We start from the raw sequence: 16104 nt of genomic DNA, 5'->3' as shown, positions 1-16104 counted from the left end.
AGGACCACGCGTTGCCTGTGCCCGCCGAACATTCTGACCGACAACGACGTAGTGTTTGGCTGCCGATGGAATGATTGGTGGGTAGGTCGCTTAGTAACCGCATGGCCGATGAACCAGGCGGGCGAGTGCTCGACGCGATCATCGGTACTGAGTGTCAACGACAAGGCAGAAGGAGACGCCCTCCCCCTCTGCTGTCTTATCAAACGCCTGCTATCGCCATCTCCGCATTGGAGCTCGAGCGTTTAGCCTGAGCGAACGCCCACCACGTTGCTGCAATTCCGAACAACGCAGGCAAGCTGACTGCCGGAAAGTCGCGTATGATGACCGACGACGAGCAAATACCGACTGCCACTTCCCACAGATGGAAACATCCATGTGCAATGAGCCAGAGCGTGGCGGCGGCCCAGAGCTCTATACGCCGGTTGGGCTTGAACAATCCCACGGCGAAGGCGGCCGCAACGAAGCCCTGGATGATGCCAATGTCCCGGATGAAATGCTGGTTAAACATACCGGTATCGGTTACCCCCGGTACGAAGTAGTACCAGCTTTCCGGATCGTAAAGCATGTGAATGGAGAGCCAACCCGCCAAAAGGATGTTGAAGCATACCATGGCGTACACGCTGATTTTCACCGCTCTCATATCTATCTCCTGCCGTTGAAATGATTGGAAACGTAACACCGAGGTTCAAGCGACACCTCCCAAACCATGGTTTAGGACCCCCGCGAGGTTTCCCTGTCATCGTGCGAACAAGGACCTGATTGAGAAAGGGGAGCGGCGGCGATGGCCGGACCTCCCATCACGAACGCAGATAGGGCCGGTGATACTGAGCCGAAACCCATTTGAGATGGAAAATAGCGGCTTATGTTCCGAATCCACGGAGGATTATGGTCGGCAAGACGAACGCCCGCTCCTTCACTCACCTTGTGGTGACATACGAAATCTTCAAATTCAGAACTGCTGTTTCGCCTTCGACGATCCACCGAGACGAAACGCATAGAATTTCCGCAGGCCACTAAAACGAAAGTTTGCGTCGTCCCTTCCGCATCGAAGGGTTAACTTTGCGGCACCTTGCCTACCCGACGGATGGCGGCGGCACCAGTGGCCTGATGACAGCTTTTGCCGACACTCCTCGCGTCGTGAGAGGCCGAAATCGTTTCGGAGATGCGATGTCTTACGAGTTCGGACCCTTTCGTTTGGTACCCGCCGAGCGAACCCTGGAGAGGGACGGTTCCTCCGTAGCTATTGGTAGCAGAGCGTTTGATTTGCTTACTGCTCTTGTCGAGAACGGCGGCGCTGTTGTCAGCAAGAAAGACCTGCACGCGCGCGTATGGCCGGATATGGTTGTGGACGAGGTCAGTCTGCGCGTTCACGTATCCGGTCTACGGAAACTGCTTGGAGAAGCGAGTGGCGGAAAGCAGTACATTACGAATGTTTCCGGACGGGGCTACGCTTTCTCAGTTCCCGTCCGTCGAGCACCTAGTGATGCAATTCCCCCAAGCATCTTACCCGACGGCGCGACATCCGTTCTTCCTCCTCTCCTTTCGCGTATGGTGGGACGCGAGCATCTAGTACAGGACATCGCGGAGCGGCTGCTACAGTGCCGCTTCTTAAGCCTCATTGGACCGGGCGGCATTGGGAAGACGACCGTTGCGGTGGCGACAGCTCACGCGGCCCAAGCCGAATTCTCCCACGGTGTGGTCTTTGCGGATCTTACTACGATCGTGGATGGTGACTTGGTCGCATCCGCTATCGCTAATCTTCTGGGAGTTCCCGTAGCTTCCCGTGACCCAACCTCAGATATCACCTCTGTCGTTCGGCAGAAACGTCTTCTGTTGGTCCTCGACAACTGCGAGCACATCATTGATGCAGTCGCCCGGTTCGCCGAACACGTTTTCCTCGAATGCCCGGAGGTCTATCTCCTCACGACTAGCCGGGAGACTCTGAGGGTCGAGGGGGAGCATGTGCTCGTCGTCCCGCCGCTCGAAGCACCGCCCGAAGGACATCCTCTCAGGCCGGAAGAAATGCTGGCCTTTCCAGCCGTTCGGCTGTTCGTAGACCGAACTTACGCCAGCGGCGGGAGCCTCGAACTGACCGCGGAGGAAATTTCTGTGGCGGCGAGTATTTGCCGACGCCTAGAAGGAGTTGCTTTAGCCATCGAGCTTGTCGCGGGACGCGCAGGCGTCCACGGCCTGCTACAAATGCCGGACCTGCTTGACTATCGATTCGGACTCTACTGGCAAGGCCGTCGCACGGCGTTACCTCGTCATCAGACTATGGCGGCTCTGCACGACTGGAGTTACAACCTTTTAAGCGACCGGGAAAAGCTGGGTTTCAGAAGACTTGGCTGGATAGTCGGCGAGTTCAGTATTGACGCCGCCATGGCCATCTGCGGCTTCGATGATATCGCGGAAGCCTCACTTATGATCGAAGGACTCGCCGATAAGTTCCTACTCTCACGATTCCTCAGCCAGGATGGGACCCGTACTTATAGGATGTCTGAAACCGCCAGGGCATATGCCCTAGAGAAGCTGCAGCGGTCACAGGCAAATGAATTGCGAGAAACAGCTCTCGGGCACGCGAGGTATCACTTGCGTGTGTTGGAGGATGCCATCGGCAAAGCCGATACGTTTCGTCTAACCGGAACCCCGGCTTCACATCGGAAAGCTCTTCCCAACATAAGACTTGCTCTGCGGTGGTGCTACGACGACGAGGCGAGCGTCGAGACTGGAGCTCGCCTCGCCGCAGCGAGTGCACCTGTTCTCCTTGAGCTCTCCCTTCTCGATGAGTGTCATAGATGGACCGCACTCGCACTGGACCGTCTCCCGGCAGAAATGGCGGGGTCCGTTGAAGAGGCCCGCCTCCAGCAAGCGCTTGCCGTCTCCGGCATCATCGTCCGGAACGGCAATAGCAACGTTTCCGAAGCATTCTCCCAGGCCCTTGCTATAGCGGAGCGGATAGCCAACGAACGGATGCAGCTTGACATCCTTGCTGGTCTCAACATTTTCGAGATGCGCGCCGGGAATTGCTACAAAGGCCTTGATATCGCGCTAGAGAGCCAGCGGATCGCGAGCGTCAAGGACCTGGAGGCTCGTAATCTTGTCCAATGGATGCTTGGGGTTGCTTTCTCCTATTCCGGCGACCTGAAACGGGCCTCAGAGCATCTCGACGCGAGTTGTTCCGACTGGCGGTCCGAGCCTGTGAGATTCAATCTCTGCGTCTTCACCCAGCGTATTCGGGCTTACGTCCAGTTCGGCCGAGTGCTTTGCCTGCAGGGCCACGGAAGTGCGGCTAGACGCTACGTATTGAAGGCGATTGAAGATGCGTCGGCGTACGGCCACCCGATTCCTCATTGCATTGCCCTTGCATACGCTGCCTCTACCCTCATCTGGCTTGGGGACTGGAATGATGCGGCGGACTTGGTGATGAGATTACGCACCATCGCTGGAGAAAATTCCTTAGCGGCCTTCAGCGCTGTTAGCAAAGGCCTGGAGGGAGAGCTGGCCGTTCGAAAGGGGCTCTCCGACGTCGGTGTTCCGTTGCTCGAAGAAGCGCTCGATATCATGACGTCCGAAAACCACCACCACATGATTGTCAGCTTCCTTGCCGCGCTCGCCGAAGGTTTGGCGCGAACGGATCGATATGACCGGGGCAGAGCCACCCTTATCGAGGCATTTCGCGTGGCTGAGGCTAGCGGCGAAAAATTCCAGATCGCAGAGATGTGTCGGCTACAGGCGGTGCTGGCTCTCCAAAGTGAGGGCCAGCCAGTTGAAGAAGCTCGGAAACATTTGGACCGGGCGTGGGATCTCGCGTGCGAACACGGAGCCCTGGCGTTCCAGTTGAGGGTCGCTCTTACGGCGCGACACTACCCGCAACTCTTGAGCGACAGCGTCCCGAATGTCGAAGAGGTTTTGGCGCGTTTCGTATCCGACGAAGACAGCCACGATATCAGGTTGGCGAAATCGTAGATCCGTCACGTTGCCACTGAGCCCGCAGCAGTATCTATGCTAGCTCGGGTGTTTAGCGGCTCCCGGGCGATCTGCTGTGGCCTCGGCAACGCGTCGAGGCTCATCAGCAAGTCCGCGGCTCTGATTTGCGACCATGAGCCGCGGACGAAGTTCGATGTCTTGAATAAACTGCTCTTAGTTCGGACGGGTTGCACCCTCGTAGTAGTCGCCGCTATCGATCTTCGCTTCATCGCCTTGAGCGGCCTGGAAGCTCGGCACAGATCCGGTGCTATCGTGGCTGATTGCTGCTTCCGTCTTCTGCTTGGAGGCACCTTCGTAGTAGTCGCCTTCTGCAAACGACACGCCGGAGAATAGCGGCATTGCAACGACGGTGGCGATGACAGCTGTAGTTACTCTAGTCATATTAGACTCCTTTCATAATTCGCCGCTGGCGAGCGCCAGTTCGGCTGGCGGTGGTGAGGTCTCGTACGGAAAGATCCGTCGAGATTTCAGAGAGACCTTGCTCTGAAACGGAGCGACCCCCGGACGCGGGTCGTGTCTGTAATTTTTCGAGGTTCAGCCCGCTGCCTTCTTCGACATGATCGGAGACTTTGAGCGAACCAGGATTGAGAAACTTGCCAATGATGATCTTCGACGTGATCAGAACTGGAGCTGCACCAACGAAGAACAGTGCGACAGCAAGGAAGGCCGTGTCGAAGGCGACTATGCTCGCCTGTCTTGTAACCTCTTTCCCGAGAGTTTGAACGGCGGCGTCAGCGGCTGCACTCGCGTCCAATCCGCGCGAGGCGAGGCTGTTCATCAAAAGCGCAATACGATCTGAGACGGCAACGCGGCCTGGGACGATGTAGGTTACGAGCACGCTTTTATTCAATGCGGTTTGATGATCAAGCAGAGTCTGCAGGGCAGCGACGCCCAGGAGACCGCCCGTTTGGCGACCGACATTGAAGAGACCCACGCCGTACGCCATTTGCTGCTCCTCAAGATCGGGCAGCGTGATCAGCGTGATTGACAAGAACAGGAAACCAAGTGCAAGGCCCCGAAGGAGGATAGCTGGCATCAAGTCGGGAAAGCCGCTTTCACCGGTAACGCCAGAAAGCATCCACATAGCTGCGATGAAGCAAAGAATGCCGAATGGAACGGTTACGATTGGAGGAAGCCCACGCCGCTGCACCAGAAACGTGGTCAAAAGCAGCGTTGAAATAAACATGAGTGTGCTTGGAAGCAGAAGCATTCCCGCTTCGGTAGGCGTCATCCCGATGATCGAGACGGCGAAGGTTGGTATAAGATAGGCGCTGCCAAAGAGCGCGAACCCTGCTGCGAAGCTTGCGATGAACCCGAACGCAAATCCGCTATTCCGAAAAATTGTGAGATCAAGAACCGTGTCAGGCTTCTTCGTATTGAACTGGTAAACGAGGAACAGGAGCAACGCGAAGCCACCAACAATCAGCAGATGCGCGATCATCGGTTCTTCAAACCAATCCCATCGACTTCCCTGATTTAAAACGTACGTGAGGCAAAAGGCAGCTCCGGCAAACAAGACCGCTCCAAGCCGGTCAAACTTCCCTTCGCCAATCCGCTCATCCAGGCCTTCCTTGGTAAAAGCAAGGAGGATCAGGGCTCCCATGCCGATCGGCACGATGCATAAGAATATCCACGACCAGGACAAGCTGTCGACCAACCATCCTTGCATGTACGGAGTAAGCGTAGCAGGCGCGACAACTGCGCCGATAGCAAAAATGCACTGTACAATAGGTTGATGTGAACGGGGAAACATCAGGAACAGCATTGTCTGTCCGCTCACTAGCAAGCCCCCTCCCGCTGCGCCTTGAAGCAGGCGCAGCACAGTGAGAGCGTCCAGATCCGACGTTATGGCAGCCGCACCACAGACGACCGTCATGGTACCTGTTGCGGCGCGAAGGCAGCTTAGTGGCGAAAGCCGAGCCATGAACCACGGCGCGAGGATATAGGCCACAAGCTTGGCGGCGGTGTATCCGACGTCCAAACGCGCCAACTCATCGGATGTCGCATAGGTATCGCCAATAATATCGAGGCGGGCAGTAGACAAAACGGTACCAGCAACTGCTTCCATCAGCGCGGCAAGCACGACACCGGCTACAAAGAGTATGGCAGGCGCACTGTTGCGGGAGTCTGGTAGGGTAGCGACATGACGCGGATCGATTACCTGCACGGTCACAACGCGCCCTCCCCTGCGGAGGTTTTAATCGCTACTCGAGCAGACAAACCTGGGACGAGATGAACGTGAGAAGGGACATCAGTGAGTGTGATCTTCACAGGCACTCGTTGTACGACACGAACGAAATTGCCTGTCGCATTGTCAGCGGGAATCAGGCTAAAGGCCGCTCCGCTGCCCGGTGCAAGACTATCAACGACGCCAAGCACTTCCGCATGGGGATAACCGTCAACAGAAACACGTACCGGCTGCCCAACGCGAATATCCTCAAGCTGAGTCTCTTTGTAGTTCGCGACGATCCAGACATTGTGGACAGGAACAATATCGAGCACGGGGGCACCCGTGTTCACTAGTCGGCCGACCCGGATTTGACGGTTGCCAACGACACCGTTCACCGGCGCGCGCACGGTGGTGTTGTCTAGATCAATCTGCGCCAAAGTACGTGCAGCCTCAGCTTGAGACAGCGCTGCTCGGGCAGCGTCTCCTTGAGCAGCCAGAACCTCTAGTTTCCTCTGCTGAGCCTGAATGGTGGCTTTCGCTGCGCTGACGGAAGCTTCAGCCTGTGCAATTCCAGCTTCGCTCTCCTCGAACTTTGCTTGGCTGACGGTGCTGGTGCGTACTAGCGACTGGTTGCGATCAAAGTTTTGCATTGCCAGTGTCTGGGTGGCGAGCGCAGACCTGAGTTGAGCTTCACCTTGCGCGATAACTGCTTTCTGGAGGCGTGCCTCGGCTTCAAGGTTCAGCAGGGCGGCACGGGCAGAAGCGATATTTGCCTCTGCTTGCGCAAGCCGAGCCTTGTAATCCTTGTCATCGATCTGAAAAAGAACGTCCCCTGCCTGGACGGTCGCGTTATCCGCCACACTCACCTTGAGAACGTAACCTGTAACCTTGGGGGCCACCGAAGTTATCTCGGTACGTACGTAGGCATTATCGGTTGTCTCCTCAAAGCGGGCTGTCGTCAGCCAATGCCACCCCCATGACCAAGCAAGCGCCACGACGAGGACCGCTAAAGCCCCTAGAATTCCAACTCTTATAACGCTTCGCATTGTGAGGATTCCGTTTGGTACTGGTCATTACCATTGACAAATACGGTAACGTACCGTACCAGTCAAGAGGCTCTCAAAAGGATGAACAGAATGGATGCATACAGGGGCAAGAGATTGTCTGCCGCAGAACGGAGGACGGCAATCCTGCAGGCCGCTGCCACAGTCTTCTTCGAGCAAGGCTATGCAGCTACAAGCATGGACGCCATCATCGAACGAGTTGGGGGCTCGAAACGAACCATCTATAGCGAGTTTGGGAATAAGGAGGGGCTGTTTACCGCTCTTGTTTCTGAGGGAGCAGATAAAGCACTCGCCGCACTGGCTGTCGAAGAAATCGGTGGCCGTAATTTGCGGGAGACTATGCTGGAATTCGCTCGAAGACTTGTTGAGGTCTATATGTCGCCTACTATGATCGGCGTGTACCGTGCGATCATGGCCGAGGCCTTGCGGTTCCCGGAGCTTGCGAAAGCCTTCTATGATCGTGGTCCAGGTCGTGCCGCCATCCGCCTCGCCGAGGTTCTGGAGGAGGCAAAGAAACGCGGTGAAATTGACGTTGACGATTGCAGGTTGGTTGCCGACCAGTTTGCGGGAATGCTGCGCGACAATATCCACCTTCAAGTTGTTCTCGGCTTGCGCCCACCTCTTAGCCCTAGCGAAACCGAGAGAATGGCGCGGTCGATAGTGAGTATATTTCTCGACGGCCTTCAATACAGAGCGGGAAAGCCTGATTGAGCTATATGCCAGCATCGTGAGGTTACTCTCAATGCGGTCGTAGGCCCGGGCATCTGGTGCGGAGGTCTTCGCTTCAGCCAAGACCTCTGGCAGGCAGATCTGCGGAGTAGCCGGGCTTCTCACCTGCGTTTTCCGATACATGGCGAGCTCCTTCGCATCTTGGGCGTCGTCTACGAGAGAGGTTCACATCAAGGTCCGCTATCCACGGAGGTTCGCTTCCGAAAAAGGGGGCTCGTCAAGGAATATATCCGCGCCTATTGAGCGATCGATATACTTGAAGACCAAGATGCTGAGGATCGATGCCACCATCGCCGCAATTATGAAGCGCATACCTCTTCCCTTTCCGTCCAGGTAGTTTCGTCGTCTTGGCAGCACTTTTACTGTTAGTCGCGCCCTCCGGAGATTTACCAATAGAGGATCACGTCCCCGGAGGACCGGAAAGCCAGTCTGATTACTGTCGGAAATCTAGTTCAACCTATATGGTGCAGGAAGCTATACGTTGGTGTTGATGATAGGCATCATGTATCTGATGCGAGCTTCCTTAGGGAGACGGACGCGAGGATTTCAAAGCCAACCTATTTGATCCATGCGGCTCAAGTGCCTTGCGATTCTGCGCGGGAAAACGACATTTAAGGTGGTGATCGAGAGCGATACGTTTACAACGCCGCATTACTTCCACTTCGGACGCCATCCGCTTCTTAAGCTGGGACATAGTCGCGGCTACCTTGACGGCGTGTTTGTTAGAAAAGAACCCTGTGGAGAGGAAAACGGCACGACTTTCATATTCCACTGTGACGGGGATGGGGTTGACCACTCTACAGCCGATTTAGCCGCGGTGCTCAGGGCGACCACTGCTTATGTAGGTTTTTGGATAGCGGACTCAGAAGCGCATGAGCTACATCCTAGACATCGGCGTTGGGGCGACACAGACCTTGCGGCTAGTTGGACCGTCAAACCCGCCTTGCGCTTCACGGCGGCTGCTATGCGCATGCTTGACAACTTAGACTTGAATACAGAATTCGGCGTGATGAGGCTCTGAGCAACTGCAGAACGCAAACAGGCGGCTGTGGCGCGTCACTGAATTTGTCAATGCGCCTTCAGATGACACCACGGCGGCCCGGCAGCCTCTTCCGGGTGAAGGCCTTGAGGCTTCGGAACCCCGATACGCCGATTGCGGTCATTCACCCGTGAGTCGATTTCGGCATTCTCCCCAGCCTCGCCGTACCGAAGAGGCTTGCCACAAGATCTCGGATTTTCATTTCGGCTTCGGCGTCGGCAGTTCCAAGGCGACAGTATGACGACAAGGCCATGCTCGACTGCACTTTGGCTGGAAGCCGTAGCCACCGTCTTCCTCGATAATGATCAATCGGCTTGAGGGCCGGGCATGGTGTAGGTGTCAGGGTGTGACTAGCGGGCCGATAAAATCGCGATGTCCATTGATCAGCACAGCCGGGATCTCCTAGCTCTCGGACACCAGAACATTCCCACATTTGCGCATTCTCGATTCGTCGTTATGAGGATTGCTGGGTCACTTACCCCGTTTGCTCTGTCCGTAATTTCGCTTCCGGGGGTTGTACGTGTGCTGTTTCTCTGGCGCAGCTGCCGCCTCTTCAGGTTCCGGAATCGCGCCTGCGAGGACCATCAAATTATCTTGGTCGGCAGGAAAATTTATTGGCGAGAATAACATGTCTCAAACCGAAATCTTCATCAATTTCATGATTGAAATATGGCGCGGGCTAACTGCGATTTCACGGTCACGCTCGGTCGCTGACGCGAACACTTGGCGGACTATGATAACCTTGGGGGAAGCGTTTGAACTATTTAGAAGACGCCGCACATGCGGTTGGTTCGGCAATTTTCATTGCTGTGCTCTTCACGCGATTGCGACACTCTCTGGCAGCATTTTCTCTATACATGCTATTGACTGGAGCCGTAATCTTTTACTTTTCAGGGCCACACACGCTGACGCAGACATTGGGCGTCGCCTTTATCTGCGTGTTGGCCCTAACCATCAATTACTTGGTGAACAGAGGATTCGTGGCCAAAGTCGCAGAGGCCAAAGGATCGGAGATAAAGCACCTCAAGATCGACGTCGATGATCCCCGTTTCTTGATGATTATGCGGTTGTGGGTATTCACCTTACTTGTAACACTCACAATGCGCCGCTTCATCGTCCAGGGCGTACCTCTGGTAACCCAAGAGTTCTATGTTTCTTGGGGCGTCAACGTGGCATTCTTCACCGTGATCGGCTTTGCGGTAGCTTTGGTTTCACTTCGCCTACCACATAGAGAGGATTTCAAAGATCGTATTGGATTCCTTTTTGCTGCCCGGGTGGAAGCTGACCCAGAACTTCGTAACGCTGCACTTGAGCATCTCAGTTCCGACATCAAGAAATTGGGATTTGTTAGCTCCAGGACTGAGCGGAAAATAACGGTCATTGAATACAATCCCGATTATGATGCCTATCGAGCTTATGTCACTGTTAACACGACTCTGGTCAATCTCTTCGGTGACGTAGAGGCTAAAGACGACACCAATTTCGAAATTAGGCCCGATAAGTTCGAGGAAGGCAAAGGTCCAGTTCTGGCTGGACAAGTCATTTCCTTAGTAGTCGACGGTACGGAAAAAATCAGCAGCGGTCCCCTCAACATCGAGCTTAACAGCAGCAAAAAATTCAAAGAGGAGTTCACTGTTGGAAGAATGGAAAAATGCTTCACTTTGAAGTATTGGGCTTGGTTCAAAACCGAAGAGCCCGCCGCCTTCACCTCACGGCGTTTTTGCAGGTCGTTTTCCGTCACGATCGTCAATCGAATGAAAGATGATGCCTCAGGCGAGGTTACGATAAACCGACTTAGCAACAACCAAAAGCTACCGACAGTTCTCCGGTACAATGAGAAGACGGTGGTTCAAGAAATAGATAATATGCAGCCCGCCAAGCGGTATGAGCTCTTCAAGTTCGATAGGCCAGCCGCTAAAGCCCTTGATTCAAGCGAGAATTCGCCTATTGTTAAAAGCGAAGCGGACCCGTAGTTACTCTACGGCCACTGGCGTTAGGGTTTGGAGAGACGGAAGGAGATTAGCATGTTTAAGAGTGACGAAATCGGCATCTAACGACTAGAAGGAGGCTTGAGGCCTCCTTTTTCATGTTCTCTTTCTTAGACATGGGGACAGCCCGAACGCCACGCCGCAAGGGATAGATGTGCGGGGGGTAGGTTGCTAGCGTCGCCGCCGCTGCTCAGCACATCTATAAACGTTCTGGTTTCATGTATCGCGACGCTGCTATGGGTAAACATCGCATCCCCGTCAGCCGATGCTACGGGATCGTGAGTGCGGTAGTGCTCAAGCGCAGCCTGCTTCTGGGCCCGGGAAAACTTCGGCGCGCGAGCCACAGAACGAACGCGCAGGTCTCAATGCTGCTCGTGTTCGCGGTACCAGTTCCTAAGCGCATTCTTGGTCGGATAACCCAATTGGCGGATTGTCGCCTTAACCCGCTTGCCGAGCTTGATATACAGCTCGACCGCGCGAATTCTGTCTGCATGGGAATACATGAACCACCTCCTGGTGGTCTAAGTTTTCGTCTGCATCCCCCCGGGGTCAATTCTCAGCGCAAATCAACACCCGCTGCTTTGCGAGCTTTGTTCCCGCTCCTTTTTTAGCGTAGCTGGCATGCACCTCGGTCTGTGCTTTCGTATAGCTAAGCCCTTGTATAACTCGGAAAAAGCCGCTCCCCGTACGATAGTCTTCTCGTCAATGCAGGAAATGCTTCCTGCCAAACAGGAGACACGAAAAATGAAAATCCTCATAAGCGTACTTACCCTCGCCGGGTTGTCGGCAACCTCTGCTTCCGCACTTGAGCCCATCCCGGGCAGCATCACCTACGGTGGCCAACCGCACTCCAGGCTTCAGAAGGCACCGGTCGGAAGCGTCGTTACTCATGACTTCTACAGCGGCGGTAACCGTTACCGCGAGATCTACCTCCTTCAGCCCGATCGTTCACTGAAACTGACCGACCGATCGCAGTCTAGCAATCACTAAACAAGATGTCAGTCGCCGATGGCAGTTCAACGCGACGACGTGACTAGCGTTACGAGAGCGTCCCTCTGGACCAGGCTCACCGAGAGCCTGTTATCCCGCCATCGATCTCAGCAACTCAACGAGCATACAAATGTCTGCTCTCTCTTATCAAAGGAAGTCCGTTATGAACATCATGAGCGTAACAGCAGCGACATTCGGAATATTGTTTGCGGTTACCACAACCGTTGCTGCTCTCCCGGTTGACAGCGGCGATTACTACGAAGGCATCGATCGCAACTCGGCGGCCGACGACGTGGCAAAGCATAGTTTCGGCTATTCCGGATCGATCTCCCGCGTCGTGGGCCCCACCAATGTCACGAACCGCAGCCTCCCCGACTCTGGGGACTACTACGAGGGAGCAGTACGCCCAAACTGAGCGATCTTCAACACAATGAACTATGGCTCGCTCGCAAGTTCACGACTTGCAGCGGGCCGTCCTAGCAGAAGCCCAAGATCATGAATTGTCGCGATCAGGGGCCTTGTTTACGGCTGTTTGCTTTCAATGTCAGATAAAGAATCCAATAAATCACAAGTTCAGGATATGTGGGAAGTGGCCGAATATTGCATTCGGGTAGGAATTGACGAAACCCAGCAAAAGCGGTTGGTACAACTGCTCGGCCGATATGCGTCAAGTCACGAACTGCAGATGAATGTCCGCCGCCACATCCGCCTCCGTTGAGGCGGAGTGACAAGATGAAATTGGCTTCGTCGCAATGTACTTCGCTATAGGCCACACTCACAAGGTTCGGTGAGTGTCTGACGTATGGGAATCACATTCGCGTTCAACTATTTGTAGCGATCATCCTTTCACTGACAATCCAAAGCCTTTCTGCAGCGGTGTCGTCGATAGCCCATTTATTAACGCCAAAGCGTGACGAGCCGTCCTCGGGCGTCACCGAGGCGACATCGCAGTTCTCGCAATAAACACCTCCGAGACTAGCAAGGCGTGGACTTGTCGCGCACCAAACGGCGGTCGCGGCTCCCTGCTCTGCGTTCTTAAGATCCCGCTCCGGATCTACGATCACCCTACCCTGGTCATCGTAGACATCGAACTCCTTGATCTCGTCCTCAGTGAGATGCCGAGCCAGCGGCCCGAGGACCGTGCCGGGATGAAGCGCGAAAGCTCGTATTCCTTGTCTTTCGCCCCGTTTGTCTAGAGCGACGGCAAAAAGCACGTTCGCAGTCTTCGATTGGCCATACGCTATCCACTTGTTATAGGGTCGCCGTTCAAAGTTGATGTCGTCGAAATCGACGGGCGCAATTTGGTGCCCCCCGGACGAAACACTTACAACCCTGGAGCCATGGGCCTCTGCTAGGGCTGGCCATAGTTTTTTGGTCAGATGGAAATGACCAAGGTGATTAGTCGAGAACTGCGCTTCGTACCCGCGACTATCGCGCATCAGCGGAGTCGCCATGATGCCTGCGCTGTTGATCAGGATATGGAGGGCCCTTCCCGAAGCCAGAAACCGCTCAGCAAAAGCCTCGATCGAGGCCGCGTTCATCAGGTCAAGCTCATCTACTTCGGCGTTTTCTATGTTTGCCACCGAAGCTAACGCTCTCGCGGTGTCTCGCGCGGGAATGACGACGTTGGCTCCCGCTTCTGCTAATACACGGGCCGTTTCCAGGCCCAATCCGGAGTAACCACCGGTCACGATTGCCGTCTTACCGGAAAGATCGATACCTTTGGCTACCTCTCGGGCAGTCGTCGCAGCTCCATAACCGCTGTTTAATGGTGCCTGTTTCAAGTTCGCCATTGCTGTCCTCGCTTTATCTACTCTTGACTGGACATTACCTAGCGACCATGAGACGATCAACGCAGTATCGTCTGAGAAATTATCGCAATCGTCTGATGAACGACTCCCTTTCCAACATCCTGGATTTGCTTGAAGCGAAGAGCTATGTTTCTGTCGGACTGAGCGCAGGCGGGAACTGGTCGGTTCTGACCTCATCATTCGATGGTCTCAAGTTCAACGCGGTCGTCAAAGGCGAGGCATGGCTTAAGACCGCCGATATGCAGGAAGGACTCCTGCTGCAGCAGGGTGACTGCTTTATCCTTACCCGGTCCGTCTCCTTTGTCATGGCCAGCGACTTGGATCGCGAGCCCGACCTTGCTTCTACAGTTTTTGCGAACGTGTCACAGGGTGTTGCCAAGTACGGACTATCTGAGGAGTTTCTCGTCATCGGAGGCAAAATGACCATAGACGAGAGCTTAGCGCGGCCACTTTTGCAGGATCTTCCGACGCTCATTCACATTCCGGCAGACACACCTGGCTCCAATTCTATTGCGTGGTTGATCGATAAGCTCGCTGGAGAGATTGAACACCCCTTGGCTGGGTCGACTTCTATTCGCTCCCATTTGTTGCACGTGCTAATAGTGGAAGGCTTTCGAGCATTTTTGACTGCTAACCAGCGCATCGGATCCGGCTGGGCCGCGGCGCTGCGCGATCCTCGAATCGACAGGGCCATGGCCGCGCTTCATTCTGAACCAGGCAAGCAATGGACGCTTGTTCAGCTTGCCAACATTGCGGGCATGTCGCGAGCGAATTTCGCCCTGCGATTCAAGACTCTCATCGGCACATCTCCGATGGAGTACCTCTCGGAGCTGCGGATGCAGCTTGCGAGCCGAGCTCTGCGGCGAGGCGGCCAAGCGATCGGCGACATCGCGAATGCCCTCGGGTTCAGTTCCGAGAGCGCATTCAGCGCGAGGTTCAGGCAGCACTACGGCCACTCGCCTCGCATGCACAGACAGGCGAGTACCTTGCTTTAGCGGAGCTTTGCTCGCCGTGTACGTGATCCCATTACAGGTTTCGCAGCGTGGCGTTCATCTTGTTCCCCTGGTACCCTTTTAAGTGTCAGCCCGCCTCTAAGAAGGCAGTGTCCAAGAACAAGACTCCCATTCAGCGGGACGCGGGTGAACGGAGCGGAAAACGGCATCATGGCGGACATCAATCGCCGATCAGCAGGCTGCAACGGTACTTCGAAGAACCGAGGATGTACTATATTTTCAGCGGCGCGGGCTGTTTTGGATGAGCGGACGCACGGTGCAAAAAGACTGACCTGCGACCTATCTATGATCCTCCGGCTATCCAGAGTATCCAGCAGGTCGACATCCCTCACTGCCCAATGCGTCCGATGGCCTTCGAGTTCGCGAGAGCCCAGGCGGATATGCCAGGGAGAAGAGACGTCCGCGCTTGATGATCGAACACCTGTTTCGGTTCGATCCAGACACGTCCGGCGCATCAACATGTGAAAGAGGCCATCCAAAAGCCGATCTCGATTGATGCGGTTCCTAAACTCTACCTCAACTTCACCATCGCCCAATCGGATGACGCCACAGCGATACTTGCGCGCTAAGCAGATTGCCGATCCGAGAGAGGCTCAGAACCTTCATAGGTGTACGCAAGTATGCTGGTGCGCGTTTGTCCGGGCGTTAAACATTATGGCTGACAGACCGCAGGGCTAGCGCCCCGCCTCCAACCTTCACTTCTTTCGCAAGAGGATGCCTATGTCTGCGCCCGCCACACACGAACACGCCACTAAAATCTCCCCGATGCATGCCGAGGCTCACGAGAAAATCAGATACGATCTGTCAGAAATGGCAGCCTCCTTTGCGAAATCGAACGGTCTTGAACAGTTGAACATAACCAGCCTTAGCCGGGCCTCAGGCATCAACCGACTCGCCGAAGAAGGTCACATCGAAAAAGCGTCAGATGCACTTCCGAGTCCAGCCAGGACAAGAAAGGAACCATCCGCATGTCGCAATAAAGTGCTCCCGTCTGGTGAGCTCACACTTGACGAACTCCTGAAAGACCCACTCATCGCAATGGTAAATAGGGCAGACGGCGTCAACTGGCGGTCGTACGCCCAGCTGATGCAAAGCGGGGCTAGGGTCCTTGGCGGGCGCGTTTGACTAAATCAGATAGGGCCCTCTGGCTTCGAAAGCTCGAATTCAGATGAGCGAATGGGGTTCTTGATTGAAGTCGCATTCATCAGAACGGCGGACACCATCTTTGCCGACAAGACCCCAGGTAAAACTGGCTGCCCTCTGAAAGCGGAATAACGGTTCAGTCCAGCGTCGCATCGCTCGACGGCTGACGC

General features: G+C 55.0%; 11 protein-coding genes and 1 pseudogene. 6 read left to right on the top strand and 6 right to left on the bottom strand.

Going from position 1 to position 16104, the window contains the following annotated elements; translation table 11 throughout:
* Nucleotides 1-199: 199 nt before the first annotated feature.
* Entirely contained in the window at nucleotides 200-640 is a 441-nt protein-coding gene (locus tag QTA58_RS19305; RefSeq protein ID WP_289670289.1) for a hypothetical protein, read from the bottom strand.
* Nucleotides 641-1167: 527 nt separating this feature from the next.
* On the opposite strand from QTA58_RS19305, the gene QTA58_RS19300 reads away from it, so the two are divergent.
* A complete protein-coding gene (locus QTA58_RS19300; RefSeq protein WP_289670288.1) occupies nucleotides 1168-3966 on the top strand; it encodes a winged helix-turn-helix domain-containing protein in 2799 nt (932 codons plus the stop codon).
* Between the two features lie 174 nt (nucleotides 3967-4140).
* On the opposite strand, the gene QTA58_RS19295 is transcribed toward QTA58_RS19300, so the two are convergent.
* Genes QTA58_RS19295 through QTA58_RS19285 form a run of 3 tightly spaced genes read right to left on the bottom strand, consistent with a single transcriptional unit; the run spans nucleotide 4141 to nucleotide 7203 of the window.
* Nucleotides 4141-4368 (bottom strand): hypothetical protein, encoded by a 228-nt coding sequence (locus tag QTA58_RS19295; protein ID WP_289670287.1) that lies wholly within the window; start codon nucleotides 4366-4368, stop codon nucleotides 4141-4143.
* Between the two features lies 1 nt (nucleotide 4369).
* Complete coding sequence (locus QTA58_RS19290) at nucleotides 4370-6160, bottom strand: DHA2 family efflux MFS transporter permease subunit (RefSeq protein ID WP_289670286.1); 1791 nt, start codon at nucleotides 6158-6160, stop codon at nucleotides 4370-4372.
* Nucleotides 6157-7203: an HlyD family secretion protein gene (locus QTA58_RS19285; RefSeq protein WP_289670285.1), complete on the bottom strand. Its 1047-nt coding sequence runs from the start codon at nucleotides 7201-7203 to the stop codon at nucleotides 6157-6159. Before QTA58_RS19285 ends, QTA58_RS19290 begins: the two co-directional genes overlap by 4 nt.
* Nucleotides 7204-7293: 90 nt before the next feature.
* On the opposite strand from QTA58_RS19285, the gene QTA58_RS19280 reads away from it, so the two are divergent.
* Both QTA58_RS19280 and QTA58_RS19275 read left to right on the top strand, forming a co-directional pair.
* Nucleotides 7294-7932 (top strand): TetR/AcrR family transcriptional regulator, encoded by a 639-nt coding sequence (locus QTA58_RS19280; RefSeq protein ID WP_289670284.1) that lies wholly within the window; start codon nucleotides 7294-7296, stop codon nucleotides 7930-7932.
* A gap of 1812 nt (nucleotides 7933-9744) precedes the next feature.
* Nucleotides 9745-10962, top strand: coding sequence for a hypothetical protein (locus QTA58_RS19275; protein ID WP_289670283.1), 1218 nt, complete (start codon nucleotides 9745-9747; stop codon nucleotides 10960-10962).
* Nucleotides 10963-11252: 290 nt separating this feature from the next.
* On the opposite strand, the pseudogene QTA58_RS19270 reads toward QTA58_RS19275, so the two are convergent.
* Nucleotides 11253-11480, bottom strand: a pseudogene (locus QTA58_RS19270) (transposase); the annotation flags it as partial.
* Nucleotides 11481-11721: 241 nt separating this feature from the next.
* Between QTA58_RS19270 and QTA58_RS19265 the strand changes: the two are divergent.
* Nucleotides 11722-11967: a hypothetical protein gene (locus QTA58_RS19265; RefSeq protein ID WP_289670282.1), complete on the top strand. Its 246-nt coding sequence runs from the start codon at nucleotides 11722-11724 to the stop codon at nucleotides 11965-11967.
* 163 nt (nucleotides 11968-12130) lie between these two features.
* Nucleotides 12131-12382 carry a hypothetical protein gene (locus QTA58_RS19260; RefSeq protein ID WP_289670281.1) on the top strand — a complete coding sequence of 84 codons (252 nt, stop codon included), beginning with the start codon at nucleotides 12131-12133 and terminating at the stop codon, nucleotides 12380-12382.
* A gap of 406 nt (nucleotides 12383-12788) precedes the next feature.
* On the opposite strand, the gene QTA58_RS19255 is transcribed toward QTA58_RS19260, so the two are convergent.
* Nucleotides 12789-13760, bottom strand: a complete 972-nt coding sequence (locus QTA58_RS19255) for an oxidoreductase (RefSeq protein ID WP_289670279.1) — start codon at nucleotides 13758-13760, stop codon at nucleotides 12789-12791.
* Between the two features lie 95 nt (nucleotides 13761-13855).
* On the opposite strand from QTA58_RS19255, the gene QTA58_RS19250 reads away from it, so the two are divergent.
* Nucleotides 13856-14773 carry an AraC family transcriptional regulator gene (locus QTA58_RS19250; protein WP_289670278.1) on the top strand — a complete coding sequence of 306 codons (918 nt, stop codon included), beginning with the start codon at nucleotides 13856-13858 and terminating at the stop codon, nucleotides 14771-14773.
* The last annotated feature ends 1331 nt before the right edge of the window (nucleotides 14774-16104 follow it).

The organism is Neorhizobium sp. CSC1952 (assembly GCF_030378245.1).
GTDB classification, from domain to species: Bacteria; Pseudomonadota; Alphaproteobacteria; order Rhizobiales; family Rhizobiaceae; genus Neorhizobium; species Neorhizobium oryzae_A.
Note: the sequence above shows the minus strand (reverse complement) of the source record. Positions and strands in the feature narration are given on the sequence as shown.

What these genes read in the sequence shown, in the direction of transcription:
- QTA58_RS19285 (WP_289670285.1), bottom strand. Translation starts at nt 7,203, where the DNA reads ATGCGAAGCGTTATAAGAGTTGGAATTCTAGGGGCTTTAGCGGTCCTC.
- QTA58_RS19280 (WP_289670284.1), top strand. Translation starts at nt 7,294, where the DNA reads ATGGATGCATACAGGGGCAAGAGATTGTCTGCCGCAGAACGGAGGACG.
- QTA58_RS19255 (WP_289670279.1), bottom strand. Translation starts at nt 13,760, where the DNA reads ATGGCGAACTTGAAACAGGCACCATTAAACAGCGGTTATGGAGCTGCG.
- QTA58_RS19305 (WP_289670289.1), bottom strand. Translation starts at nt 640, where the DNA reads ATGAGAGCGGTGAAAATCAGCGTGTACGCCATGGTATGCTTCAACATC.
- QTA58_RS19265 (WP_289670282.1), top strand. Translation starts at nt 11,722, where the DNA reads ATGAAAATCCTCATAAGCGTACTTACCCTCGCCGGGTTGTCGGCAACC.
- QTA58_RS19300 (WP_289670288.1), top strand. Translation starts at nt 1,168, where the DNA reads ATGTCTTACGAGTTCGGACCCTTTCGTTTGGTACCCGCCGAGCGAACC.
- QTA58_RS19260 (WP_289670281.1), top strand. Translation starts at nt 12,131, where the DNA reads ATGAACATCATGAGCGTAACAGCAGCGACATTCGGAATATTGTTTGCG.
- QTA58_RS19250 (WP_289670278.1), top strand. Translation starts at nt 13,856, where the DNA reads ATGAACGACTCCCTTTCCAACATCCTGGATTTGCTTGAAGCGAAGAGC.
- QTA58_RS19295 (WP_289670287.1), bottom strand. Translation starts at nt 4,368, where the DNA reads ATGACTAGAGTAACTACAGCTGTCATCGCCACCGTCGTTGCAATGCCG.